This window comes from Stenotrophomonas sp. MYb238 (genome assembly GCF_009496535.1).
Taxonomy (GTDB): Bacteria; Pseudomonadota; Gammaproteobacteria; order Xanthomonadales; family Xanthomonadaceae; genus Stenotrophomonas.
This window is the reverse complement of sequence record NZ_WIDL01000002.1, coordinates 180,712-202,677: the sequence shown is the minus strand read 5'-3', so window position 1 is coordinate 202,677 and position 21,966 is coordinate 180,712. Positions and strand designations below refer to the sequence as shown.

Annotated in this window: 27 protein-coding genes; 1 reads left to right on the top strand and 26 read right to left on the bottom strand. The window is 62.7% G+C overall.

The window, feature by feature from the left end; genetic code table 11:
* Positions 1-58 precede the first annotated feature (58 nt).
* A complete protein-coding gene (locus CQ393_RS02395; RefSeq protein WP_153190026.1) occupies positions 59-2,035 on the top strand; it encodes a TonB-dependent receptor in 1,977 nt (658 codons plus the stop codon).
* Positions 2,036-2,174: 139 nt separating this feature from the next.
* Here CQ393_RS02395 and CQ393_RS02390 read toward each other — a convergent pair whose 3' ends face one another.
* From CQ393_RS02390 to CQ393_RS02265, 26 genes are read right to left on the bottom strand one after another with little or no spacing between them, the layout of a single operon-like run.
* Complete coding sequence (locus tag CQ393_RS02390) at positions 2,175-2,852, bottom strand: sigma-70 family RNA polymerase sigma factor (RefSeq protein WP_153190025.1); 678 nt, start codon at positions 2,850-2,852, stop codon at positions 2,175-2,177.
* 12 nt (positions 2,853-2,864) lie between these two features.
* Entirely contained in the window at positions 2,865-3,614 is a 750-nt protein-coding gene (fliP, locus tag CQ393_RS02385; protein ID WP_153190024.1) for a flagellar type III secretion system pore protein FliP, read from the bottom strand.
* Positions 3,592-3,951, bottom strand: coding sequence for a hypothetical protein (locus CQ393_RS02380; protein ID WP_153190023.1), 360 nt, complete (start codon positions 3,949-3,951; stop codon positions 3,592-3,594). Before CQ393_RS02380 ends, fliP begins: the two co-directional genes overlap by 23 nt.
* Positions 3,952-3,953: 2 nt before the next feature.
* A complete protein-coding gene (locus CQ393_RS02375) occupies positions 3,954-4,208 on the bottom strand; it encodes a FliM/FliN family flagellar motor switch protein (protein ID WP_153190022.1) in 255 nt (84 codons plus the stop codon).
* Positions 4,209-4,256: 48 nt separating this feature from the next.
* Positions 4,257-5,003: a hypothetical protein gene (locus tag CQ393_RS02370; protein ID WP_153190021.1), complete on the bottom strand. Its 747-nt coding sequence runs from the start codon at positions 5,001-5,003 to the stop codon at positions 4,257-4,259.
* A gap of 4 nt (positions 5,004-5,007) precedes the next feature.
* Entirely contained in the window at positions 5,008-6,165 is a 1,158-nt protein-coding gene (gene flgF, locus CQ393_RS02365; RefSeq protein ID WP_153190020.1) for a flagellar basal-body rod protein FlgF, read from the bottom strand.
* Between the two features lie 10 nt (positions 6,166-6,175).
* The gene (locus CQ393_RS02360; RefSeq protein ID WP_153190019.1) at positions 6,176-6,592 is read right to left on the bottom strand and encodes a flagellar hook capping FlgD N-terminal domain-containing protein; all 417 of its coding nucleotides are present in this window, start codon (positions 6,590-6,592) and stop codon (positions 6,176-6,178) included.
* The gene (locus CQ393_RS02355) at positions 6,592-7,398 is read right to left on the bottom strand and encodes a hypothetical protein (protein ID WP_153190018.1); all 807 of its coding nucleotides are present in this window, start codon (positions 7,396-7,398) and stop codon (positions 6,592-6,594) included. Before CQ393_RS02355 ends, CQ393_RS02360 begins: the two co-directional genes overlap by 1 nt.
* Positions 7,385-7,837: a hypothetical protein gene (locus CQ393_RS02350; RefSeq protein WP_153190017.1), complete on the bottom strand. Its 453-nt coding sequence runs from the start codon at positions 7,835-7,837 to the stop codon at positions 7,385-7,387. The genes CQ393_RS02355 and CQ393_RS02350 overlap by 14 nt, the downstream gene beginning before the upstream one ends.
* On the bottom strand, positions 7,830-9,155 hold the full coding sequence (locus CQ393_RS02345) for a FliI/YscN family ATPase (RefSeq protein WP_153190016.1): 1,326 nt from the start codon (positions 9,153-9,155) through the stop codon (positions 7,830-7,832). Before CQ393_RS02345 ends, CQ393_RS02350 begins: the two co-directional genes overlap by 8 nt.
* A complete protein-coding gene (locus CQ393_RS02340; protein WP_153190015.1) occupies positions 9,152-9,823 on the bottom strand; it encodes a hypothetical protein in 672 nt (223 codons plus the stop codon). The genes CQ393_RS02345 and CQ393_RS02340 overlap by 4 nt, the downstream gene beginning before the upstream one ends.
* Positions 9,810-10,274 carry a hypothetical protein gene (locus CQ393_RS02335; RefSeq protein ID WP_153190014.1) on the bottom strand — a complete coding sequence of 155 codons (465 nt, stop codon included), beginning with the start codon at positions 10,272-10,274 and terminating at the stop codon, positions 9,810-9,812. Before CQ393_RS02335 ends, CQ393_RS02340 begins: the two co-directional genes overlap by 14 nt.
* Positions 10,274-11,656: a flagellar basal-body MS-ring/collar protein FliF gene (gene fliF, locus CQ393_RS02330; protein ID WP_153190013.1), complete on the bottom strand. Its 1,383-nt coding sequence runs from the start codon at positions 11,654-11,656 to the stop codon at positions 10,274-10,276. The genes CQ393_RS02335 and fliF overlap by 1 nt, the downstream gene beginning before the upstream one ends.
* A gap of 2 nt (positions 11,657-11,658) precedes the next feature.
* Positions 11,659-11,955 carry a flagellar hook-basal body complex protein FliE gene (fliE, locus tag CQ393_RS02325; RefSeq protein WP_153190012.1) on the bottom strand — a complete coding sequence of 99 codons (297 nt, stop codon included), beginning with the start codon at positions 11,953-11,955 and terminating at the stop codon, positions 11,659-11,661.
* Complete coding sequence (locus tag CQ393_RS02320; RefSeq protein WP_153190011.1) at positions 11,955-12,326, bottom strand: flagellar basal body rod C-terminal domain-containing protein; 372 nt, start codon at positions 12,324-12,326, stop codon at positions 11,955-11,957. Before CQ393_RS02320 ends, fliE begins: the two co-directional genes overlap by 1 nt.
* On the bottom strand, positions 12,323-12,700 hold the full coding sequence (locus tag CQ393_RS02315) for a hypothetical protein (protein WP_153190010.1): 378 nt from the start codon (positions 12,698-12,700) through the stop codon (positions 12,323-12,325). Before CQ393_RS02315 ends, CQ393_RS02320 begins: the two co-directional genes overlap by 4 nt.
* A 9-nt stretch (positions 12,701-12,709) precedes the next feature.
* Positions 12,710-13,840: a flagellar basal body P-ring protein FlgI gene (locus CQ393_RS02310; protein WP_153190009.1), complete on the bottom strand. Its 1,131-nt coding sequence runs from the start codon at positions 13,838-13,840 to the stop codon at positions 12,710-12,712.
* Positions 13,822-14,409, bottom strand: a complete 588-nt coding sequence (locus CQ393_RS02305) for a flagellar basal body L-ring protein FlgH (RefSeq protein ID WP_228114228.1) — start codon at positions 14,407-14,409, stop codon at positions 13,822-13,824. The genes CQ393_RS02310 and CQ393_RS02305 overlap by 19 nt, the downstream gene beginning before the upstream one ends.
* Complete coding sequence (gene flgA / locus CQ393_RS02300; protein ID WP_194269559.1) at positions 14,399-15,091, bottom strand: flagellar basal body P-ring formation chaperone FlgA; 693 nt, start codon at positions 15,089-15,091, stop codon at positions 14,399-14,401. Before flgA ends, CQ393_RS02305 begins: the two co-directional genes overlap by 11 nt.
* Positions 15,092-15,117: 26 nt before the next feature.
* A complete protein-coding gene (locus CQ393_RS02295) occupies positions 15,118-15,882 on the bottom strand; it encodes a flagellar hook-basal body complex protein (protein ID WP_153190007.1) in 765 nt (254 codons plus the stop codon).
* 12 nt (positions 15,883-15,894) lie between these two features.
* Positions 15,895-16,560, bottom strand: coding sequence for a flagellar hook basal-body protein (locus CQ393_RS02290; protein ID WP_153190006.1), 666 nt, complete (start codon positions 16,558-16,560; stop codon positions 15,895-15,897).
* Positions 16,561-16,570: 10 nt separating this feature from the next.
* Positions 16,571-18,637, bottom strand: a complete 2,067-nt coding sequence (locus CQ393_RS02285) for a flagellar biosynthesis protein FlhA (RefSeq protein ID WP_153190005.1) — start codon at positions 18,635-18,637, stop codon at positions 16,571-16,573.
* The gene (locus tag CQ393_RS02280) at positions 18,634-19,698 is read right to left on the bottom strand and encodes an EscU/YscU/HrcU family type III secretion system export apparatus switch protein (protein ID WP_153190004.1); all 1,065 of its coding nucleotides are present in this window, start codon (positions 19,696-19,698) and stop codon (positions 18,634-18,636) included. Before CQ393_RS02280 ends, CQ393_RS02285 begins: the two co-directional genes overlap by 4 nt.
* Complete coding sequence (locus CQ393_RS02275) at positions 19,698-20,462, bottom strand: flagellar biosynthetic protein FliR (RefSeq protein ID WP_153190003.1); 765 nt, start codon at positions 20,460-20,462, stop codon at positions 19,698-19,700. The genes CQ393_RS02280 and CQ393_RS02275 overlap by 1 nt, the downstream gene beginning before the upstream one ends.
* Positions 20,463-20,466: 4 nt before the next feature.
* Positions 20,467-20,730 carry a flagellar biosynthetic protein FliQ gene (locus tag CQ393_RS02270; RefSeq protein ID WP_153190002.1) on the bottom strand — a complete coding sequence of 88 codons (264 nt, stop codon included), beginning with the start codon at positions 20,728-20,730 and terminating at the stop codon, positions 20,467-20,469.
* Positions 20,731-20,741: 11 nt separating this feature from the next.
* Positions 20,742-21,890, bottom strand: a complete 1,149-nt coding sequence (locus tag CQ393_RS02265; protein WP_153190001.1) for a tetratricopeptide repeat protein — start codon at positions 21,888-21,890, stop codon at positions 20,742-20,744.
* Positions 21,891-21,966: the final 76 nt, after the last annotated feature.

Here is a 21,966-nt window from a genome sequence, read left to right as displayed (position 1 = left end):
CAAGGTTTACAACGCCGGGCTACTTCGCCACCGCGCGGCCTTGCCGCCCTGACGACCCATGACCCTGCTGCCCCATCCGCTTGCCCTGGCGCTGAGCGCCACCCTGCTGTCCGCCGTTGCCCCGGCCAATGCACATGAACCGCCCGCCGCGCACGACGACCACCACGATGAGGCCGTGGAGCTGGATGCGGTGGTGGTGCAGTCAACCCGGTCAGGGCGCCGCGTTTCCGACGAACCGATCCGGGTAGACGTCGTATCGCAGGAAGAGATCGAAGAGAAGCTGCTGATGTCGCCGGGCAACGTCTCCATGCTTGTGGCCGAGACGGCGGGCGTGCGGGTGCAGAACACCTCGCCGGGCATGGGCGCATCCAACATCCGCATCCAGGGCCTGCGCGGCCGGTACACCCAGCTGCTGGCCGATGGTCTGCCGCTGTACGGCGGCCAGTCATCGTCCATCGGCCTGCTGCAGATTCCCCCGACCGACCTTGGCAGTGTCGAGATCATCAAGGGCAGCGCGTCGGCGTTGTACGGTCCGGCAGCGTTGGGCGGTGTAGTGAACCTGATATCGCGCCGGCCCAAGGAAACCGCAGAGGCCGAAATGCTTCTCAATGCCACCAGCCGTGGCGGGCAGGATGTGACCGGCTACGCAGCGGGGCCGCTGGCCGAGCACTGGGGCCTCTCGGTGGTGGGTGGCTACCATCGCCAGGACCGCCAGGACCTGGACGGAGACGGCTGGGCTGACATTCCCGGCTACGAGCGTGCCACGGTCCGGCCGCGGTTGTTCTGGGAATCGGAAAGCGGAGCGCGTGCACTGCTGACGGCTGGCGCAATGCGCGAGAGTCGGCTGGGCGGAACACTGCCCGGTCAACGGGCGCCCGACGGGCAGCCCTTCGCTCTCACGCAGCGCACGGAGCGCGTTGATGCCGGCGCGGTGGTCGATGTTCCAATGCGCGAGAGCGACCGCCTGCAGCTGCGCGCATCGGCCATGTCCACCGATCACGACCACGGGTACGGCCCTGACCAGGACAACGACACCCACCAGACCGGATTTGCGGAAATCAGCTATGCGTCCGGCGTAGATGCCACCAGCTGGCTGGCAGGCATTGCCGCGCAGCAGGACCGGTTCCGTTCCGCCCGATACCCGCAGTTTGATTACCGCTACACCGTGCCTGCCCTGTTCGTGCAGGCCGAGCAGGCGCTGCGCGATGACCTCACGCTTTCAGTCAGTGCGCGCTGGGATGACCACAGCGTCTATGGCGGGCACTTCAGCCCCCGCGTGTCACTGTTGTTCCGCCCTGACGAGTGGACCCTGCGCGCGTCGATGGGAAGAGGCTTCTATGCGCCTACGCCCTTCGTCGAACAGATCGAGGCCGCTGGCCTGTCACGCCTGGAGCCGCTCACCGGCCTTCGCGCGGAAATCGCTACAACCGGGTCCATCGATGCAGGCTATGTGCATGGCCCCTGGGAGATGAACCTCAGCGTGTTCGCATCTGATATCGACCATGCGGTACGCCTGGTGGAATCTGCGAACGCGCCGGGTGAACGTGTACAACTGGCCAATGTGGCGGGCGTCACCCGCACCCGGGGTAGTGAACTGCTGCTGCGCTATCGCTGGCAGGACATCACGGTGACCGGCAGTTATGTCTACACCGATGCGCGCGAACCCGATGAGGAAGGCGCCGGTCGCCGCCTGGTCTCACTCACGCCCCGCCACAGCGCCGGCCTGGTTGCCATGTGGGAACAGCATGACCGTGGCCGCATAGGCCTCGAGGCGTACTACACCGGCATCCAGGCGCTTGATGACAATCCCTGGCGCCGACGCAGCCGACCGTATCTGGAAGTCGGTGCACTGGGAGAGATCGTGCTGGGAAGAGTCAGCTTGTTCCTTAACCTGGAGAACATCCTCAACGTCCGCCAGAGCGGCTACAACCCGATGCTGCGTCCCCGCCGCGCCGCCGATGGGCAGTGGACCGTGGATGCATGGGCGCCGCTGGAAGGGTTTGTGGTGAACGGTGGCGTGAGGCTGAAGTTCTAGCCTGTGACCCAACGCCCTTGGCCCATGCCTGCTTCCGGCCAGCGTCCGACATCCACCCTACCCTCGATAAACATCCCTAACCAAACACCCTCCATTGTCCCTCGCCGGCACTTGGTCGTGGTGCCCTGCCAGCAGGAACTCAGAAAAAGCAATCCCTTTCGAATCTTCTCTTTCGCATGCATTCTCTCAGCGCCACGAGTCCTTCTTTGTGTAGCTGGGACACCCTGCCCTTGGTCACCCCCATCTCGCGCGCGATGTCCTGGAACTGCTTCTGATGGATATAGTGAGCAATGAGTATCTCGCGACGACGTACAGAAATATCCAGGAGCGACTCTTGCAGCAGCGAACTCCAGCTTCCTGAGTCGTACTGGTCAGCGTTCATATCTTCGCACTGCCCATCCAGCATTAGGCCCAAGCCCAGTCCGACGACACTATCGACAAAGGCGATCAGCTCATCGTCCTCATCATCGCGCAGAGATTCCAGTCGCTCCACCGGCACGCGATGCTTGCTATCCATAGCGTCCGCGCGAAGGAATATCCTCATTCCATTGAAGACCGCGCCACGAACCCTTGGCTTGGCATACTGGATAAATTCGATTCCGTACTCCACGTCGTACCGCATCATCGCTTCGAGCATACCGATCTGTGCGTTCTGCACATGATCGGCCCACTCCATCATGCGCAACGAGGTACGCAGCACCACTGATCGCGCCACCATTCGCGCCCATGGGCAGTAGCGCAGAAACAGGTAGTCACGCGCCTCCGTGTCGGACAGATGCGTATACCTTCGCCAGAGCTCCTTCTCGACGGAATCCATGGGGAATGGGCGTCAGGTCCAGAAGCTGCCCAGCAATGTACGTGACACCAATACCCAGCCATCGATAAGAATGAAGAGCAGTATCTTCAATGGCAGGCTGATGGTCGTTGGAGGCAACATGATCATGCCCAGCGCCATCAGGATGGCCGCCACTACCAGATCGATCAGCAGGAACGGCAGGAAGATCACAAAGCCAATCTGGAAGGCGGTCTTGAGTTCGCTCAGAAGAAATGCCGCAGCCAGGTGGGTGAAGCGGATATCCTGCATGGTTTTGGGAGGCTCGACCCGAGCCATCTCCAGAACTGCCAGTAGATCCGACTCCCGCGTCTGCCGCACCATGAAGCCACGGATAGGGTCGCTTGCACGGTCCAAGGCGGTGCTCGCGCTCACTTGCTCGGTCAAATAGGGATTGATGGCTTCGGTGTAAACCTGGTCCGCCACTGGTCCCATCGAGAACAGGGTCAGGAACATCGCCAGGGTGATCAGCACACTGTTGGGTGGGGTTTGCGGAATGCCCAGCGCATGCCGCAACAGTGCCAGCACCACAATGATGCGGGTAAAGGACGTCATTCCGATCAGCGCAATTGGAATGAACGACAGGAAGCTGAGTGCAAGGAAGGTTCGCAGCGCCGGCGCCAAGTCCTGCCTTACGGCTTCGCCCATTGCGTCAACAGCAGGAGCCGCCGCGTGGACATCGCCGACGGCCAGAAGGCACAACATCAGCATGCCTGTCGCCAGTTTATCGCTCGTCCTGGTCACCATGGACGCCTCCTGCCTGTTGCTCACCGTCCATCGCAAGCGGGGCTATGGCGATCCCGCTGGGAGTCTCCACCACCAATAAGGAATGCCCCTCACGGGTCAGAGTGTGCGCCACGGCCCTGCGGCTGATGCGCTGACTCTGAACGTTCCAGCGCGGGCCGTCTTTGGTTCCGGGCGCTCCGTTCGTCCATGCACCCAACCACCCCTTGCGGCGCAGCTGTAGCAGGATGATGAACGCCAATGCGAGCAGGCCCAGGGCTATGAGGCTGGCCCACACCACGTCGCCCGCACCAATTGCCGGATCTGATCGATATGGAATCGCGCTGGACAGCACCATCATCGTCAAACCAGTTCCGTGATGCGGACGCCCAGCTTGTCCTCGACCGCAACCAACTCGCCGCGAGCAACAGGGCGCCCATTGAGCAGCAATGTCACCTCCGCCTCGACGCCCTGGTCCAGCGTCACCAAATCCTTGCCTTGCAGCCGAAACAATTCATCGATGGTCATTTCGGCACTGCCGATATTCGCAACCAAGGACACTTTCACATGTCCCAGAAGACTCAGGTCCTTGTCAGTAATCGCTACTTCTTTGTTCATCAATTGATCCAAAAGTGTTGGTGCGAAAACAGGAGATCTAAACCGCACTCAGTCCAATATCACGGTTCGCTGCACGTGGTCGGGAACGATACGACCGGTGCGCAAACGCCCTGACGGAGTGGACAGCACCACGCTGGGCTGCCGCGACACGTCCGTAAGCAATACCTCCCCCACGCGCAGTTGCAGCGAATCCAGCAACTCGATATTGCCCAGTTCGATCGCGGCATCCACGCGTACCCGTGCCGGGACGACAGCAGTGCGTCGATCGACCAGACGGGGCTTGGACGCGACGGCCTTGTCGTGCGGCAGGTGGACTGTGCACCAGACGTCGTTCACTGCGATCTGGAAGTCACCTGGGAGATGGGATATCCGCCAAGCCAAGCCACCATGCCGTGGCTCGAACGAATCGAGCCGCTCCGGCAAGACATCGGTCGCAGCGGGTAGTTCGCTGCTTCCCCATAGGCAGGCATGCAATGCCGTCAAGCAGCGCTTTCCGACCTGCTCCACCAGACCCAGTCCATGCCCTCGGCTCCCGCTCAGATCCAGTGCGCTACCCGCCAGAGATATTCCGGCATGTGCTTCGGCATTTATCCACATGACGGCTCCGTCCGGGCTCGAGAACCACCAGTTCTCCCGACCTCCCGCACGCGTAGCGGTTCGGGTGTCCCCAGCCAGTACAACAGCTTGCCACCACTGTTCGCTGCCCCATTCCCGGACCCATGTTTGCAGCCGTTCGCTCAACTGCACCTGCAGTCTGGAAGCCCGGTCAGCGCCCTGCCAATGGATCCGCTTCATCCGTTCAACCGCCACGAGTGCTGTTATAGAGTTGCTCGATCATCTCGTTGCTCACCGTCATCACACGAGAGCTGGCCTGGTAACCACGCTGGATGATCAGCATGTCGGCGAACTCCTGAGTAAGGTCGATGTTCGACATCTCCAGGGTTCCCCCCATTACCTTGCCGAACCCACCACCAAGGGCATGGCCGAGCGACCGCCGTTGCGCATCAGCGTTGGAGATCATGCGACCACCGCTGAGGTCCAGCGTGCTTTCGCTAGCGAAGCTTGCCAGCGCCAACTGCTGACCTTCGCGTTTTTCGCGAGAACCGTAGGAAAACCGCAATACGCCCTTCTCATCGAATGAAACCTCGGTGATGCCCAACACTGAACGCCCGTCGGCCACGGTGCCGGCCACCGTATTGCTAAGACCAGCCAGGCTCGTCGTTCCCTGGAAGGTACCAGGGGTACCGAACGACAGTTCCACCGACTGACTGACACCATCGAACTGAAGCGACAAGGCAATGGAGCCGTACCCTGCTTCCAATGCTCCGGAAACACTGAAGCGCAGTTCACCACCTCCCACTTCGGCCCCCTTTTCATCGGTCACCTTGACCAGAAAGCTGTTCGGGGTCACATCCTTGTTGTTGGTGAACGTTACTTTTAATGCATGGCTCTTGCCGGCCGCATCGTAGATGGTGAGGCCTTCAACCTTGTGCGTGGCTTCGCCCGGAGCCAGATTTCCGCTGAAAGCTATTTTGGTCGACGGCTCAGCGGGCAGCGTGCGATAGGCTTCCAGCGAGATAGGCAGCAGATTCCCGGAGGCATCCAGGGCCATCACCTGGAACCGGCTGACGCTGTCGATGAGAATTCCGTCATCATCGAACATGAACTGGCCTGCCCGCGTGTAGTGCAATTGGCCTGAGCCGTCACGCAGGACGAAGAATCCAGTGCCGTCCACCGCCACGTCGGTGGGGTTTCCGGTCTGGCGCATGTCGCCCGCATTCGTGCGCAGCCCCTCCCCGGCAATGCGCGTACCGTGTTGGCGTCCCACGTTCTGGAAGAACGAATCGCGACCACGGAAACCCGGGGTGTTCATGTTCGCGACGTTATTGCTGACCGTATCCAGGCTGCGCGAGAAGCCGAACAGTCCGGAGAGACTGTTAAACAATGCTTGGAACATGGAGCGACTCCTATGGCTTGACCAGGCTTACCTGGGGTAGACGAACTCCGGTCAGGACGCCGGCAGCGGTATTGATGGTCAGCTCCGGCCCCGTATTGGTGAACTGCACGGCAGCGACGGTGCCGGCGATGTTGCCGCCCGTGACCTGCACGACATCCACGGCGCGACTCAGCAGCGCCAATGCCTGGCTGGACGATTCCATCGTCAACATGCCCTCCATGTTGATTCCAAGCTGGCGCGACTGTTCAAGATTGCTGAACTGTGCCAACTGGGCCAGGAACTCGCGGTTGTCCACCGGCTCCAGGGGATCCTGGAACTGCAGTTGCGACAGGAAGAGTTTGATGAAACCCTCCTGATCGATGGTGTTGCGCGCTTGCAAGCTGGCACTTCCGTTGTTCACCACAGTGCCAATTGAGTCGATGGCCATCAGCCTTCTCCCGGTTGGATAGACGGTCGTCGCCAGATCTCGCTGCCGTTGACCACGATGCGCCATACGGGCTTGGCAGGGCCGTAGAACGCGATGATGTCGTTGATGATCGAAGCCTGTGAAGCTCCGTCGCTACGGTAGTCGCGCAACCACACGGTGGCCTGGCCCTCGGCATTCTCGACACGACGCTGGATGCGCTCGAGCCATGCTCCCAGCACCGGGGCAGCTTCTTCCGTGGATATGGCAGCTGATCCGCGCTTCGCGCTCTCGATGCGGGCAGCGGTACCTGCCGCGATTGCCGCAGGTGCTGCTTGAGATTCGGTCGGTCCCAGCACCATAGTCCAAGGCGATGCAGCTGCAGATAAGCCGGGCGCAGCAGTTTCCGTCTTACCGACCGCATGCCCGCCCAAGCCAATCATGGGTTCCTGGACGCGCATGGCCTGACCGTATGCCATTTGCCCAAGCTGTGACATCGCAGCCTGGGCAACCAGTTGCCATGGGTACAGCACATCGCCCGGCAAGGCATCCGGATCTTCCAGCTGGCTGGCAGCCATGAACGCATCCGGTATCGCCGGGGAAGTCCAGAGTTCCTCCTCTCCGATCGACAGCTCGGGCCCCGGCAACAGCTCTGCGACATTCGGTGTCGCCGTAGCTTCCTCGACCGCGGGATATACGAAGGCAATCACCGGCGACTCCGCAGCGTCTGGCAGCAACATCTTCCCGAAATCCCCAACACCTTTGGCCATGGGGGTTTCACCAGTCGCCTTCATCGATGGAGCGATGGCAGCAGGATCAGGAATCTGCATTCAACCTCCTTGATAACCACATATCAGCCACCTCGTCCGCCATCTTTCGTTCAAATACCCGGCCTGCCTCATGCATGCACCGATCACTGCGTCGCTGCGCGACCTCAAGGCCACGAGTGGCTTGCAGCAGCCGTGCCGCTTGTGCCGAGTGCTCGGCGTTGGCATCGCGTGCTAAAGCATCGGCAGACTCCGCCTCCACAAGTAGATTCCCTTCCGCCAGCAGCGCCTGCTCGTAAAGACCAAGCCAACCGTTCGACTCCCGTTCCAAGCCGGATTTCCATTCGGTCACCGAGCTCAGCCGGGTGTTGGCCTGGCACAGTTCAATCTCGGCATCACGCACCGCTCCAGCAGTTTTCTCAAGCGCCAGCTCTTCACATTGCTCGGACATCCTGCGCATGCGGACCAGCGAGTCGATTTTGGATTGCCTGCGCTTATGCATTGCTCATACCTGTACCGATGGCGGCGGCCAGCTGGCGCAGCACCGTGGCACGTGGCATCGCCATCCCAGGCGGTTGTCGCAGCAGGCCGGACAGTTCCGTATGCGCCTGGATGGCGGCATCAAGCGAAGCGTTGCTTCCCTTCTGGTATGCACCAAGCTCGATCATGTCGCGAGCTCCGTCGTACTGTGCGAGTATGCGGCGCACCTCCATCGCACATGCCAGTTCGCCCGGCGATGCAAGTGCGTTCAGCAGGCGACTCGCGCTCTGCAGAATGTCGATGGCGGGCAGATGGCCGCGCTGCGCCAATTCGCGACTCAGCACGATATGGCCGTCAAGGACGGCTCGCATATGGTCGGCAATCGGTTCATTCATGTCGTCGCCTTCCACCAGCACGCTGTAGACGGCTGTGATTTCTCCCTTGCCGTGCCGTCCACAACGCTCAGCGATGCGAGGTAGCCAACTGAATACCGAAGGGGTATAGCCTCGGAGCGTCGGCGGCTCGCCAATAGCCAAGCCGATCTCGCGCTGCGCCATCGCAAAGCGGGTAATCGAATCGACCACCAGCAGCACGGACTTTCCCTGGTCACGGAAGTACTCGGCCACCGCGTGCGAGGCGTGCACTGCATGCGTCCTCACCAATGCGGGCTGGTCTGCCGTGGCGGCCATGACCACCGCCCGCCGCAGCCCATCTTCTCCCAACGAATCCCTGATGAAATCTCCTACTTCGCGCCCACGTTCCCCCACCAGGCACAGCACGATGGCATCAGCCTGGACATGGCGCGCCAACATGCCCAGCAAGGTACTTTTGCCGACACCACTGCCGGCAAACACCCCCACGCGCTGGCCACGGCCAAGCGTCAACAGGGAATCTATGGCCGCCACGCCAGTTTCAAGCACCTTGTCGATTCCCTGCCGATGTATCGGATTGATTGGGGAAGCGTGCAACGGGTATCTGGTTGGCAGTACAAGGGCACCCTTGCCATCGAGCGGCCGGCTGAACGCGTCTACCACGCGTCCCAGCATGGCGTCCCCTACCGGCACATCGAGTGGCCGGCCTGTGGCGCGGATCAGGCTACGACCTGAGATACCGCTCAAATCCCCATACGGCATCAGCAATATGTGTTCCTTGCCGAAGCCGACCACTTCAGCTGGCACGACGGGACGTCCATCTCCGGGCAGGATTTCGCATAGCTCACCGATGTCCGCATCTGGTCCTTGCGCCTCGATCACCAGGCCATTGAAGGCCACCACCTGGCCCTGTCGTCGATAGACACCGGCGCGCGCAATGGCGGACTGGAGATGGGCCTGCAGGCTCATGCGCTTCCCTTCACTGCGCGATGCTCCGAGAGTCCGGTCAGTAGTGCTGTACGCAGCATGTCCATGCGTACGTCCAGGCCGGTGTCATAGCTGCCCAATCGGGTCCGCAGGCGGCATTGTCCAGGCAGCAAGCGACTGTCCACTTCGACGGACAATTCGTCGATATCTTCCAGCATCTTCGCGTCCTGCCTGGATACCAGAACGGTCTCCACCCCGGCGTCCACTTCCAGCATTGCATGGCGGACCAACGCAGGAATCAGCGCACCAGCGGCATAACTTTCTCCCATCAATCGGGCCACGGCGCTATAGGTGAGTTCCACCGCAAGCTCTTCTGCCTTTGCGACCTCTGTCCTGATCTGTTCCCCGAGGGCTCCGACCAGCTCATCGAATGCTTTGCGGGCCTGTTCGTATTGCGCTCGAACCCGATTCAGTTCGCTCTCGCGCTCCTGGTGCCATGTCATTGATTGCTTGCGTGCAGCTTCCTGCGCTTGCGCCATGCCCTGGGCGTATCCCTCCTGGAAGCCCCGATCCATCATGGTCTTGTACTCAGCATCGCGCCGTGCGGCTTCCTCCGCGCCAGTGTCCCGCGCAGCCTCCGCACCTGCAGGTGACGTGCAGGTCGCCCATAGCGGCGCGGCAGCAACGGTGCTGGCATCAACGCGGCGCATGCTCGCCTCCACCATCCCGCAGTTCGCGCAGCATGGCCTGAGCAGCTGCACGGGTAGCTTCACGCAGTTGCGGCGGCATGGGTTTGCGGGCCGCAAGTGCCTCACGTACTTCAAGCTGGCGAGCTACCGGGATAACCGCCAGCCGGAAGTCATCGCTCCGAGTACCCTCGGCATGCAGTACACAGGCGAACGCGGCGGGCTCCAGGTAATCGATCAGAACCATCACGTCATCACAGGCGGTGTCCTGTGTGGTTGCCTCGACAGGAACCGGTGTCTCAAGTACCCGCAAGGCCATGGCACGGTGGTTCCACCCACGCCGTTTCACTTCAGTGATTGCATGCGACAACTGATCTCGCATGGCGGCATCCAGCCCTGTCAGCAGGCCGGTACGCGTCTGCGGATGCATGGCTGCCAGCACGATGGCTGCACGACGGACAATCTCGGCATCCATCAATGCGTCCCATTCTTCAGCCAGGCCTGCACCTGCAGCGCCGCTCGCTCGCTCTCGTCCTTGGTCAATAGCAATGGACCGGCCCTGCGGCGCCACATTATCGACATCACCGCCGCGATTACGCCCAGCAGGAATCCCAAAAGCGCCCAGATGGGACCACTCCGTGCTGGCCACAAAGACATGACACCGGCCTTCGCAGGCATCGCCCTTGCCTCGACGGAAGGCGCTACCGCGGCCGGCGTCGAGGGCAACTCGGCTGCATTGCCCATCTCGATGCTGTCCCCCCGCGAGGTGTCCAGGCCTGCTGCCACCGATACTAGGCGTACAAGGCGTTCGCGCTCAGCAGCTGCAACACCGCTCGGCAGGACCACCGCAACCGAAATGCGTTCAATCGCACCTACTGCGCGCGTTACTTCTTCGCGCTCGGTTCCATGCGCATACTCGATCTGCTCATTGATCAACGCCGCTTCACCAGCACCCTCGACGGGCCGCCCTCCGCTGTTGCTGCGCCGTACGACTATGCCCTGCGCCGTACCCGACAGTGCCACCGGCCTCTCAAGCGTTCTATGGACCTTGTCGAAGTTCAGACGCACGTCAACCGACACGGAAGCACGCTGCCCGTGCAGAGCTTCGGAAAGCAACTGCTCGACCCGAGCCTGGATGCGCGCGGACATGTCCGACGCCGCATCGGCGCCCTCGCCCTCGCCCGTCGACCCGGCATCCGCCTGGCCACCGCCAGCAAGCTGGAGGCCTGCCGGGCCAACCACTACCACGGCGGCCGGCGACAATCCTTCCACCGCCGACGCGACTAGGTTGCGGATACCGGCCACCTGGCGCCTGGCCAGACTTGTTCCGGGTTGCAGGGTAAGTGCCACGGAGGCCTTGGAACTGGCATCTTCGCCAAGAAACGAGCCTGCACGCCGGATGGACAGGTGCACGCGCACGTTCTGCACGCCTGAAATGCTGGCGACGGTTCTTTCCAGCTCGCCCTGCAGCGCACGCTGATAGTTGATGCGCTGCGCAAATTCGGTGACCCCGAACTCGTTGTCGTCGAACAATTCATAGCCGACATGCCCGCCCTTGGGGATGCCAGCGGATACCAGCCGCATGCGCGTATCAAGCATCTGCGCGCTATCGACCATGATGCCTGTACCGTTATCCGAGAGGCTGTAAGGAACCTTCCATTCCCCCAAAGTCGATGCGATCTCGGCGGCATCGGCCTCGGAAAGATTGCCGAACAGCAACTCCTGCCTTGACGAGAAGACCAGCCAAAGCGCCAGCACCGTCGCCAGCATGATCACCGCCACGCCGATCCCCAGGCCAATACGGGCGCTACGGCGCATCGCCATGAACATGCTCTTGATAGAGTTCAATGTGGACATGATTAGAGCTGCATCCGTGACAGTTCCTGGTACGCCTCGACGACACGATTACGGACCTCCGCCAGCAGCATCAAGCGCATCCGTGCCTGCTCGAGCGAAATCATCACGTCATGGGTGGCGATCTCCTGGCCCGCAGCTACCGCGCGCACAGTCTGATCGGCTCCTTTCAGTGCCCCATCAACCCCCTCAAGGCCAAGTCCCACCACGGCGGAGAAGTCCGCATGCGCAATCCTGGCCGATGCCTGTGTTTCTGCCACGCCTGCACTGGTGCCCAGCGCTCCGATCGCTTCGATGCTCATCACTTTGCCCCGATCTCCATGGCTTTCAACTCCATGCCACGTAATGTGTTGAACGACCTGACATTCGCCTCGTAGCCGCGACTGGCGGCAAGCAGAGTCGTCATCTCCTGCACCATATCCACGGCGGGGTAATGCACCTTGCCCTCGGCATCAGCCATCGGATGGCCAGGGTCCAGGACCGAGCGCGTCGCGGTCGGATGCGGCTGTCCAGGCGAACCAAGCACGTTGGAGAACGTTGCGCCCCCCGTTCCCAGGGAACGCGGATCGATGGGTTGGTTGGCCAGAGCGACGTTGCGGCTGGCTGCGTCCATGCGTGTCCGTTCGTTCTGCATACCTGTCCTGCTGGCCTCCAGGATCGCGTCAATGCTCATGCGCCGCTCCTCCCGGTGATCGCCAGCCGCATCAGGCCGAAATGGCGTCCCAACGACTCGCTGAGCACCTGATACTGCAAGCCGGCAGCCACGGAATCAGCCACCAGCTCGTCCAGTCCAGGCCGGTCAGAGCCGGCATGCTCGCTTATCAGGGACGATCCCGAATCACGCACGGCGGCCAATGCCTGCTGGCCGGCGGCCTTGTCTGGCCCGGCAGCCAAGGTCAACGCGGATGCTGCGCCGCTCTGGTCAAGCACGAAGAACGACGCTCCCGCCACAGAAGCATTGACGATGTTCCATCCTGCGACCTCCGCACGCGTCCGACTCATATCCAGTGCCGTCCGGACGGCGTCGACTGTCAGATCACCCGACATAGCTCCCCCTTATTGAATAAGCAGCTCGCCATCCAGCGCGCCAGCTGCCTTGATTGATTGAAGTACCGCGATAACGTCGCGTGTCGTCAACTTGATAGTCCGCAATGCGGATACCAGTTCAGCCACGGTCGTGCCCTCGGCCACCGACACCACAGGAGCCACACCTTCCTGCACATCGATGCGACTTTCCGGCACTACGACGCTGCGAACGTCGTTGCCGGGCCGTACAAAAAATCCTTCTGGCTGCGAAACGCTGTAGCGGGTATTGATCTCGACCCGTAGATCCCCGTGAGTAATGCTCACGCTCCCGATGCGGATACCGCCGCCCGCGACGATGGTTCCAGTGCGCTCGTTCACAACCACCCGCGAACGGCGCTCGCGGGCAAGGCGGATGTTCTCTATCTGGGCAATGCGCGCGACCAGGCCCGGATCCTGTGCGTCGAATTTCACTGTCACCTTGCCTGCGTGCTCGGCAGTGGTTTCGGCATCCGGGAGCGCTTCCTGGATGGCCTGCGACATGCGCTGGGCCAGGGTGAAGTCCGGCTCGTTGAGAAGAATGCTCAGCGACTGCCCGTCGCCCACCACTCCCAAGGGCGAGCTACGTTCGACGGTAGCTCCGGCCGGAACCCAGCCGACGGTCGGATGGTTCTTCTGCACGGACGCGGTGATGGCCTCGAACTGATAGCCACCCACCGAAACCGCCCCTTGCGCGATCGCATAGACCTGCCCATCCGGACCGCTGAGCGGCACCAGCATCAAGGTACCGCCCACCAGGCTGCGAGCATCGCCGGACGAGGCGACCTGCACGTCCAGTTGCTGGCCCGGCTCGGCGAACGCGGGCAGCTTCGCTGTCACCAGAACAGCCGCCACGTTGCGGCTGGACAGGTCGCCGAGGTCGACGTTGACGCCGAAGTTGCGCAGCGTGTTGGATACCGACTGCAGCGTTGCCCGGTTGCGGGTCGAATCGCCGGAGCCGGACAGGCCGAATACGAGCCCATAGCCGGTCAGCGGGTTGTCGCGTACGCCGGCGATGCGGGCGATATCCTTGACCCGGACTTCGCTGGCTTCGTTGGCGTGCGATAAGCCAGGCAACAATGCCGCCAGCAGAAGAAGGAACGTCCTCACAGCAACCTCAGCCATTTCAGTGCGCGATAGACAATGCTGGTGCGCTGGGACTCGCTCACGACGCCGGAACCGCTGAACTCAACGCGCGCGTTGGCGATTCGATGCGACCACAGGCTGTTGTCGGCCCGTATGTCTTCGGGGCGGACCAGCCCGCTGAGCGTGATCCGCTGGTCCTCGCCGTTGATAATCAGGGACTGCGCTCCCTCCACCGCCAGCGTGCCGTCCTGCAGCACCTCCAGCACGCGCACGGACAGTTGCGTGCGCAGTTCGCCGGCACGCGAGGTCTCGGCTCCGCCGGCACTGGCTCCCGCCAAGCTGCCCGCGGCGCTGCCCTGGTATCCGGAGGTGGATGCGGAGGCGCCAAGGCGCAGATCGGATCTCGCGTCGGTATTGGCACTGGATCGTGCCCGTGCGGCCTCCAGCACATTGACCGTCAGAATGTCGCCGACACGATAGGCACGCCGGTCGGCGGCAATGCCGCGATAGGTCTCGGGATTGATCAGGCTTTCCTGCGCGTGGCAGTTCCCCGCCCCGCCGGCCAGGGAGGCGCCCAGCAACGCCGCGATGAGCAACTCAGTTTTCAATCGTCACCTCGTTGTGGCCCGTCACCGCTGCCCTGATCCATTGCGTAGCCCCCTGCGGCAGCACCCTCACCACTTCGCCCACGACGCCGTCATCCCGGGCCAGTGCGATGGTACTCAGGGCGAGCCCCGCCCGGCGTACCTGCAGCGCGACCCGGGTATTACGGGCAACGGCCGGCATCGGCCCAAGGTCGCGCGCCAATACGGGCTGGCCTGCGCGCACATCGCGCAGCAGACGGTAGCCTCGTGGTACCGGTGCAGCGGCATCCGCCGCGACGACCTCATCGCCACCTTCAGCGGCGATATCGACGCGCCGGGTGGCAGTCTGCAGATCGTCGCCGGCTTCCCCGCTGCGGTAATCGCGTACATAGACATGCGCGTCGCGCCAAGCCCGCATGGTGAACCACACCATGCGTGTCTGTGCGATTGCGCCATCGACCCGGAGGGTCACCGGCACCCCGGCCCTGCTGCGCGGCCAGGCGCCATCTACGTCGCCCGCCTCGATGCTGAGCTCTCCGTCCGCGACGACCGCCGAAGCCATCGGCGTACCGGACGGAATGAACTGCCACTCCGCGGGAATGCCCTCGGCCCGCATCCGCAGGCGCGCCTGCGCGACCTCGATCAGACGTCCGGCAGGCACGTGCGTCGCCGCCGCCGACAGCGTTGGCAGCAGCGCGAGCAGCATCAGCCATGCATTCCGCATGAGGCGCATCAGCGGCGCAGGTTGTTGATGGTTTCAAGCACCTGGTCGGATGCCTGGAGTACGCGTGCGTTGAGCTGATAGGCACGTTGCGCGAGCACAAGCCCCGTCATTTCGTCGATCATGTCGACGTTTGCGGCTTCCAGGTAGTGCTGCTGGAGCCGGCCGCTCCCCCCTTCGCCGGCGATGGCCATCACCGCTCCACCGCTGCGGGAACCAGCCCGGTACAGATTGTCACCCGTCGATTCAAGTCCTTCCGTGGTGGTGAAGAGCGCCAGCTCGACGTTGCCGAGCACGGTGCGCTCCTCGCCTCCCTCAAGCAATGCGCTCAGTTCGCCGGCCGCGGAAACGAGGATGTCGCTCGCGCCCTGCGGCACCTGCAGCCCAGCGCTCAGGCGCATTCCATTGACGGCGGCAAGATATCCCTGGTCGTCCAGGTGGAACCGGCCGGAACGGGTGTAGAAGCGGTTGCCATTGGCGTCCTCGAGCTCGAAGAAGCCATTGCCATCGATGGCCAGATCCAGCGGTCCGCGCGTTGGTTGCATGGCGCCGCTGGCGAACTCCTGCGACACCGATGCCACCCGGGTGCCGCCCCCATGGGAGACCCCCGACAGCTGTGCGTCGCCCGACATCGGCGAGGAAGCGACCTCGGCGAAGTTGACGCGGCCACGCTTGAAGCCCGGCGTCTGCATGTTGGCCACGTTGTTGGAGATGACGTCGATCTGCTCCTGCTGGCTGCGCAGACCGGTGGACGAGATATAGAGTGCGTCGATCATGGTCAAACGTCCTTAGTTGTCGCCGATTCGGTTGATACCTACGTCCAGCGTGCGGTCGTAGATGGACACCACGCGCTGGACGGACTCCGCGTGTCGGGTCAGTTCGATCAATTGCAATGTCTGCGCAGCCGCATCCACGTTGGATTGCTCGGTGGCGCCTTGCTGTACCCGGCCAGACCAGTTCATCAGCTCACCGTCATAGCGATAGCCGCCCTCGACGGCCTGCAGCCGACCGGGGTCGGCGGCCACGACCGTCAGTTGTGCCAGGCGCTGGTCGCCTGACCACACCACGCCCTGCTCGTCCACCCGGACCCCACCGTCAGGCAGAAGCAAAGCCCCGCCATCTGTCACTACCCGATCTCCGCCGCGGGTCGCCAGATACCCCTCGGTGTCACGCACGAAGCTGCCGGCCCGGGTCAACAGGGGCTGACCACCACGATCGACCACGAAGAACCCATCTCCACGCAAGGCCAGGTCCAACGATCGCCCGGTTGATCTGAGCGGCCCATCACCCAGTACGACCTGGCGCGACAACCCCACGCTGGCGCCAAAATCCGCAACCGCACGCACGCCCTGATAACCCGGTGTATTGATGTTGGCTACGTTGTGGCTGACTGCATTGATTCCCTGGATGTCCGCGTTCAGGGCGCGGGCCAAGGCCTGGATCGTGTCGCTCATCGCGTATTCCTCAACTGGAGGCCCCAACAGCAGCGAACGAGCGCACCACCGTATTGGACGGAACTTCGTTCAGGCCGACCACCGCCACATGCGGCAGCGACCGCTGGACCAAGCCGCGCAGCGGCCGCCGCAGCGCGGCCGGGCACAGCAGGACAGGATTGAGGCTGCGTCCCATCATGGCCTCGGACTGGCGTGCCAGTTGCTTGATGAAGGCATCCAACTGGCCGATATCGGAGAACAACGCGCCACGTCCCTCGGCGTTGCGCTGGGCGCCCATCAGCGTCCGCTCCACCTCTGGCGCCAGGGTCAGGACGTTCAGGTCACCCTTGGGGTCGTTGAAGCGCTGGCAGATCCCCGGCCCCAGGCGTTCGCGCGCCTTCTCGGCCAGTTCTTCCGGTGCCTTGACCGACCGTCCCGCGTCCACCAGTACTTCGACGATGGCCTCGAGGTTGCGTACGCTTACTTGTTCGCGCAGCAGCAACTGCAGCGTCTTCTGGACGTCGGAATAGCTCAGGACATTGGGCACCAGTTCCTCCACCATCGGCCCGCAACGTTCCTTCAGGCGCAGCAGCATGCGTTCGGTCTCGGCACGGGTCAGCAGCTCCGGTGCCTGCCGCTTGATCACCTCATTCAGATGCGTGATCAGTACGGTATCCGGCTCCACGAGCGTGTAGCCCGCGCCGCGTGCTTGCGGCCGTAGCGCAGGGTCGATCCACTGCGCGGGCAGGCCATAGGCGGGGTCGCGCGTATCCACGCCCTCCAGCTGCGCACGCGTGCCTCCTGGATTGATCGCCAGGATCCGATCCGGAATCAGATTGCCCCGTCCGGCCCGGTAGCCATGTATCCATAGCTCGTAGTCATGCGGCCCAAGCTCGGATCGGATGCAGGTCTGGATCCGCGGCACGATGAAACCAAGGTCGGCAGCGACCTGGGTACGCATATGGTCGATACGCTCTTGCAAGTCTCCCAGCGGGCCGAGCAGCAACTGATGCACCGCGCCGCCCATGCGGATCTCGATAGGTTCTATCCGCAATGCCTGCTGCAAGGCATCCTGTGGTGACCCAGCCGCGGGCCCCCTCTCTTCCTCCATGGGGGCGTCGCCATCAGCTTCCTGCGTAGTCGCCTGTCGGAACGCATACCATGCCAGCGCCAATACCCCGCCCAGAACGATGAGTACCGGGAGCTTCGGGAAGTCCGGAAGTACCAGGATCACCAGCAATGCGAATGCCACCACCAGCAGTGCGCGCGGACTTGAAAGAATCTGTCGCGGGATCTCGGTACCAAGCCTGGCGTCGGCTGCCGCACGGGTGATGATGATGCCCGTTGCGACCGCGATCACCAGCGACGGAATCTGGGTGACGATGCCATCGCCCACCGTGAGCAGGGTGAAGCGCTGCACCGCCTCGGTCCATGGCATGCCCATCTGGGCGATGCCGATGGCCAGGCCGCCGACGATATTGATCAGGATGATGACAATGCCGGCAATGGCGTCGCCCTTGACGAACTTCGTGGCGCCGTCCATCGCACCATAGAAGTTGGCCTCCTTCTCGATCATCGCGCGTCGGCGTCGGGCTTCATGCTCATCGATCAGCCCCATGTTCATGTCGGCATCGATGCTCATCTGCTTGCCGGGCATGCTATCCAGCGTGAAGCGCGCGGCAACCTCGGCCACGCGCTGCGCACCGTTGGTCACCACCACGTACTGCACCACGACCAGGATCAGGAACACCACGATGCCCACTACATAGTTCCCGCCGATCACGAACGAGCCGATGGCGCCGATCACCCTGCCCGCATCCGCTCCTTCCAGGATCAACCGGGTCGCCGAGACATTGAGCGCCAGCCGGAACATCGTCGCGATCAACAACAATGTCGGGAAGGTGGAGAAGTTCAGCGGCGACTCGGTGAAGAATGTCACCAGCAGGATCAACAGTGCCAGACTGATGTTGATCACCAGCAGGAAGTCCAGCAGCGGCGAAGGCACCGGCACGAACAACGCCATCAGGATGCCGACGATCAGCATGACAAGCGCCAGGTCGCGCTTGCCTGACCACAACATGGACAGCATCGACCTCATGCGACGTCCTTCATCGCATAGAGGCGGCGATAGATCGGACCAAGCTGTCCATAAAGGGATTCGGGCACCGGCGCATCGATCTCGCACAACCGATACAGCGCACGCGCCAGCGGCGGCGCCGGAATCACCACCACCCCCTTGCGCATGGCGATATCACGCACCCGTGCTGCCAGAAAGCCGCGGCCCTTGGCCAGAACGATGGGGGCACGCATGGTCCTGGGGCGGTACTGGAGTGCCACCGCATAGTGGGTGGGATTGGTCAACACCACGTCCGCATCGCCGATGCGCTGGATGGCCCGGGTCTTCTTGAGCATCTCGCGGATGCTGCGCTTCTGCCGCGCCTTGACCTCGGGGTCGCCGTCACGCTGCTTGTTCTCGTCCTTCAGCTCCCGACGACTCATGCGCAGCTGGCTCAAATGGTTACGGCGCACGAACAGGAAATCGGCCACAGCAACCAGCGCCGATATGGCGATCACATACAGCGACACCTTCCAGACCGTGCCCAGCAGCAGCTCCGGCAAGCGGGATGAAGGAGTTCCGACGACACGTTGGACGAATTCCGGCGCAACACCGACCGCCATCCAGCACAGGGCAGCCAGCAGGCCGAGCTTGGCCAGCAATTTGCCAAGCTCCCATAGGCCCCGCATCGAGAAGACGCGTTTGATCGCGTTGCCCGGGTGCATGCGTTTGAAATCGGGCTTGACCGGGTGCGCCGAGAAGATGGGACCGGTCTGCAGGACATTGGCCGCGATGGCCACCACCACCATCGCCAGCACCAGGGGGATCAGCTGCGGGCCAAGCCTGCCGAGCAACTGTCCCAACCATGCGGCGAAGCCGGACCCCATGTGCGGCCGCGCACCCGCCATCGCGATCATCTGGCGCATCTGCCAGGCCATCGATTCCGCCACTCCCGAAGCGAGCGCCGCGAACGTCAACACGAACACCAGCAGGCTCGACACGCCAACCAGATCCGTGCTCTTGGCTACCTGCCCCTGCCGCCGCGCCTGCTCCAGCCTGTGCTGGGTCGGCTTCTCGGTCTTGTCCTGGTCGCCCTGCGCCATCAGGGCCCTCCCAGTACGGAAGGAACCTGTTCGGTCGCCTGGATGAAAAGCCGCCCCATCAACGCCGGGAGATGGGGCAACGTCAGCGCCAGCATTCCCATGGCAACAGCGATCTTTACCGGCAACGCCAGAAAGTACATGTTGGCCTGGGGCATGGACCGCGACGCATAGCCCACGCCCAGATCCACGCAGAACAAGCCGATGACGACCGGCGCCACCAGCATCAGCCCGGCGATGAAGCTCGTACCGAGCATCCTGAGGAATGCATCGGCACCCAGTCGTACTCCTCCTCCGCCGAGCGGGAGCCACTGGAGGCTGGCCGCCATGGTGCGGAACAAAAGCAGATGCAGATCAAGCACGAAGAACAGCACTGTCATCGCCAGCATGAGCGCGTGGCCCAGCAATGATTCCGCTCCGGTATCTGCGGATGGATTGAACAGGGTGGCTGCCCCCAGGCCAGCCTGCATGTCCACCAGCCAGCCCGCTCCATGCAGCGCGGCCTTCGGCAACAAGAAGGCCAGGCCGAAAACAGCTCCCAGCATGAGTTCCCCCAGTACCGCCAACAGCAGCCGTCCGGTGCCGCCCTCGAAGGCGATCTGTCCCGGCAGTGCAAGCACGGCCAACCAGGCCAATGCCAGCATGACGACGATACGTATCGTCATCGGCGCCCATGCCAATGGCGAGAATGCCGGAAGTACTGTCACCGGCAGGTAGCGCAGGCTCGCCAGCGCAAACAGGATCAGGAAGGATTGAATCGCCTCCATCGGCTCAAAGCCCCCCGGCGAAGGAGAACAGGCGTTTGGCCAGTTCCACGGTGGTGGCGATCATCCAGCCTCCCAGCAACAAGCAGATCGCTCCCACGGCAATCAGCTTCGGGATGAAGGTGAGGGTCATCTCCTGCACCTGGGTGGCGACCTGCACCACCGAAATGACCAGACCGATCAGCAGCGTCGCCACCAGTATCGGCGCCGACACCTTGGCCGCGGCAATGAGCGTGTCAGCCAGCAGCTGCATCGCGATATCAGCATCCATGTGAGAGCGCTTCAGCGTGACGACGAGCGTACTGTGATGAGAGACCTCAACCGCTGCGCCAGCAGCATCGGGTCCTGCTCATCGATGCCCGGCAATAGGCCGCGCATCATCAGCTCCCCGAACAATGCAGTGGATTCGGCTTCCCTGCGATTGTCCTGCAGCCATAGTGTTTTTGCGTACCGGCCACTGACAGCGCCTGGATCCAGCTTCAGCGCACGTGTCATACTCGCTTCACCTTCCGCGGTACGGCCCGTCAGCAATGCAACGATCGCGATGCCGCCATGTGATTCGGCGAAATTCCGATCGAGCGCAAGCGCACTGCGATAGCTGGCTTCCGCCGCCACGACATCACCGCACAACAGTTGCGTCCACGCCAAGGCATGCCAGGTCCCGATATGGTCGGGCATGCAGGCAACGGCCCGTGCCAGCGTCTGCCCGGCGTGCTGCAACTCGTTCTGCAGCATCTGTACCTGTCCCAGCCCTGACAGCGCCCGCCCGGAATTTGGAAAACGCGCCAGCGCACGGCTGAAGTACTCGCCGGCGGGAACTGACTGGCGGTTGGTCAGAGCCAGCGATCCGGCGGTGATCAAGGCTTCGTGCTGGTCCGGGTCGATTGCCAGGCAGGCGCTGGACAGTGCCTGCGCACCTGCATCATCGCCCGTATCCAGAAGGCCGAGCGCCCTCAGGCCGAGCGCAGTCGGGTGCGCAGGGATCACCTCAAGCACCTTTCCAAGCCACTGATCGGCCAAAGCCATGTTTCCCGCCAATAGTTCGATGCGGGCATGGACGATATGCACCACCGGCTCGTTCGGGTGCCTGGCATCAACATCGAAGAGCACCGCCCGGGCTTCATCCAGGCGTCCTTGGCACAGCAGCGCGAACGCCAGATCGTGGCCTATGGCCAAACCATCATGGCCACTTTCCCGCAATCGCACCAGGCGCTCTCCGGCCGCGGCGTAGCCGCCTGCAGCCAGGTCCAACTGTGCCAGGAGAAATTGGATTCTCGGACTCGATTGCGAGGATGCAGGGAGTCCGTGCAACACGCGCACTGCCTCTGAATGATCGCCCCCGCGCAGATACAACTCTGCCAGGTCCGCGGCCAATTCGATATTCGATGGGTCTACCGCCAGGTACTGCGTCAATCGATCTATCGACAACATGGCACTTCCATGAGCGCCGCTCACGCTGATGCGCGGCAGCCAGGCAACAACCCATGATCCCCATCGAACCACGCCT

Bases quoted from the DNA above. Each gene is read 5' to 3' on its own strand.
- CQ393_RS02395 (WP_153190026.1), top strand. From the start codon at position 59: ATGACCCTGCTGCCCCATCCGCTTGCCCTGGCGCTGAGCGCCACCCTG.
- CQ393_RS02390 (WP_153190025.1), bottom strand. From the start codon at position 2,852: ATGGATTCCGTCGAGAAGGAGCTCTGGCGAAGGTATACGCATCTGTCC.
- fliP (WP_153190024.1), bottom strand. From the start codon at position 3,614: ATGGTGACCAGGACGAGCGATAAACTGGCGACAGGCATGCTGATGTTG.
- CQ393_RS02380 (WP_153190023.1), bottom strand. From the start codon at position 3,951: ATGATGGTGCTGTCCAGCGCGATTCCATATCGATCAGATCCGGCAATT.
- CQ393_RS02375 (WP_153190022.1), bottom strand. From the start codon at position 4,208: ATGAACAAAGAAGTAGCGATTACTGACAAGGACCTGAGTCTTCTGGGA.
- CQ393_RS02370 (WP_153190021.1), bottom strand. From the start codon at position 5,003: ATGAAGCGGATCCATTGGCAGGGCGCTGACCGGGCTTCCAGACTGCAG.
- flgF (WP_153190020.1), bottom strand. From the start codon at position 6,165: ATGTTCCAAGCATTGTTTAACAGTCTCTCCGGACTGTTCGGCTTCTCG.
- CQ393_RS02360 (WP_153190019.1), bottom strand. From the start codon at position 6,592: ATGGCCATCGACTCAATTGGCACTGTGGTGAACAACGGAAGTGCCAGC.
- CQ393_RS02355 (WP_153190018.1), bottom strand. From the start codon at position 7,398: ATGCAGATTCCTGATCCTGCTGCCATCGCTCCATCGATGAAGGCGACT.
- CQ393_RS02350 (WP_153190017.1), bottom strand. From the start codon at position 7,837: ATGCATAAGCGCAGGCAATCCAAAATCGACTCGCTGGTCCGCATGCGC.
- CQ393_RS02345 (WP_153190016.1), bottom strand. From the start codon at position 9,155: ATGAGCCTGCAGGCCCATCTCCAGTCCGCCATTGCGCGCGCCGGTGTC.
- CQ393_RS02340 (WP_153190015.1), bottom strand. From the start codon at position 9,823: ATGCGCCGCGTTGATGCCAGCACCGTTGCTGCCGCGCCGCTATGGGCG.
- CQ393_RS02335 (WP_153190014.1), bottom strand. From the start codon at position 10,274: ATGGATGCCGAGATTGTCCGTCGTGCAGCCATCGTGCTGGCAGCCATG.
- fliF (WP_153190013.1), bottom strand. From the start codon at position 11,656: ATGTCCACATTGAACTCTATCAAGAGCATGTTCATGGCGATGCGCCGT.
- fliE (WP_153190012.1), bottom strand. From the start codon at position 11,955: ATGAGCATCGAAGCGATCGGAGCGCTGGGCACCAGTGCAGGCGTGGCA.
- CQ393_RS02320 (WP_153190011.1), bottom strand. From the start codon at position 12,326: ATGAGCATTGACGCGATCCTGGAGGCCAGCAGGACAGGTATGCAGAAC.
- CQ393_RS02315 (WP_153190010.1), bottom strand. From the start codon at position 12,700: ATGTCGGGTGATCTGACAGTCGACGCCGTCCGGACGGCACTGGATATG.
- CQ393_RS02310 (WP_153190009.1), bottom strand. From the start codon at position 13,840: ATGGCTGAGGTTGCTGTGAGGACGTTCCTTCTTCTGCTGGCGGCATTG.
- flgA (WP_194269559.1), bottom strand. From the start codon at position 15,091: ATGCTGCTCGCGCTGCTGCCAACGCTGTCGGCGGCGGCGACGCACGTG.
- CQ393_RS02295 (WP_153190007.1), bottom strand. From the start codon at position 15,882: ATGATCGACGCACTCTATATCTCGTCCACCGGTCTGCGCAGCCAGCAG.
- CQ393_RS02290 (WP_153190006.1), bottom strand. From the start codon at position 16,560: ATGAGCGACACGATCCAGGCCTTGGCCCGCGCCCTGAACGCGGACATC.
- CQ393_RS02285 (WP_153190005.1), bottom strand. From the start codon at position 18,637: ATGAGGTCGATGCTGTCCATGTTGTGGTCAGGCAAGCGCGACCTGGCG.
- CQ393_RS02280 (WP_153190004.1), bottom strand. From the start codon at position 19,698: ATGGCGCAGGGCGACCAGGACAAGACCGAGAAGCCGACCCAGCACAGG.
- CQ393_RS02275 (WP_153190003.1), bottom strand. From the start codon at position 20,462: ATGGAGGCGATTCAATCCTTCCTGATCCTGTTTGCGCTGGCGAGCCTG.
- CQ393_RS02270 (WP_153190002.1), bottom strand. From the start codon at position 20,730: ATGGATGCTGATATCGCGATGCAGCTGCTGGCTGACACGCTCATTGCC.
- CQ393_RS02265 (WP_153190001.1), bottom strand. From the start codon at position 21,890: ATGTTGTCGATAGATCGATTGACGCAGTACCTGGCGGTAGACCCATCG.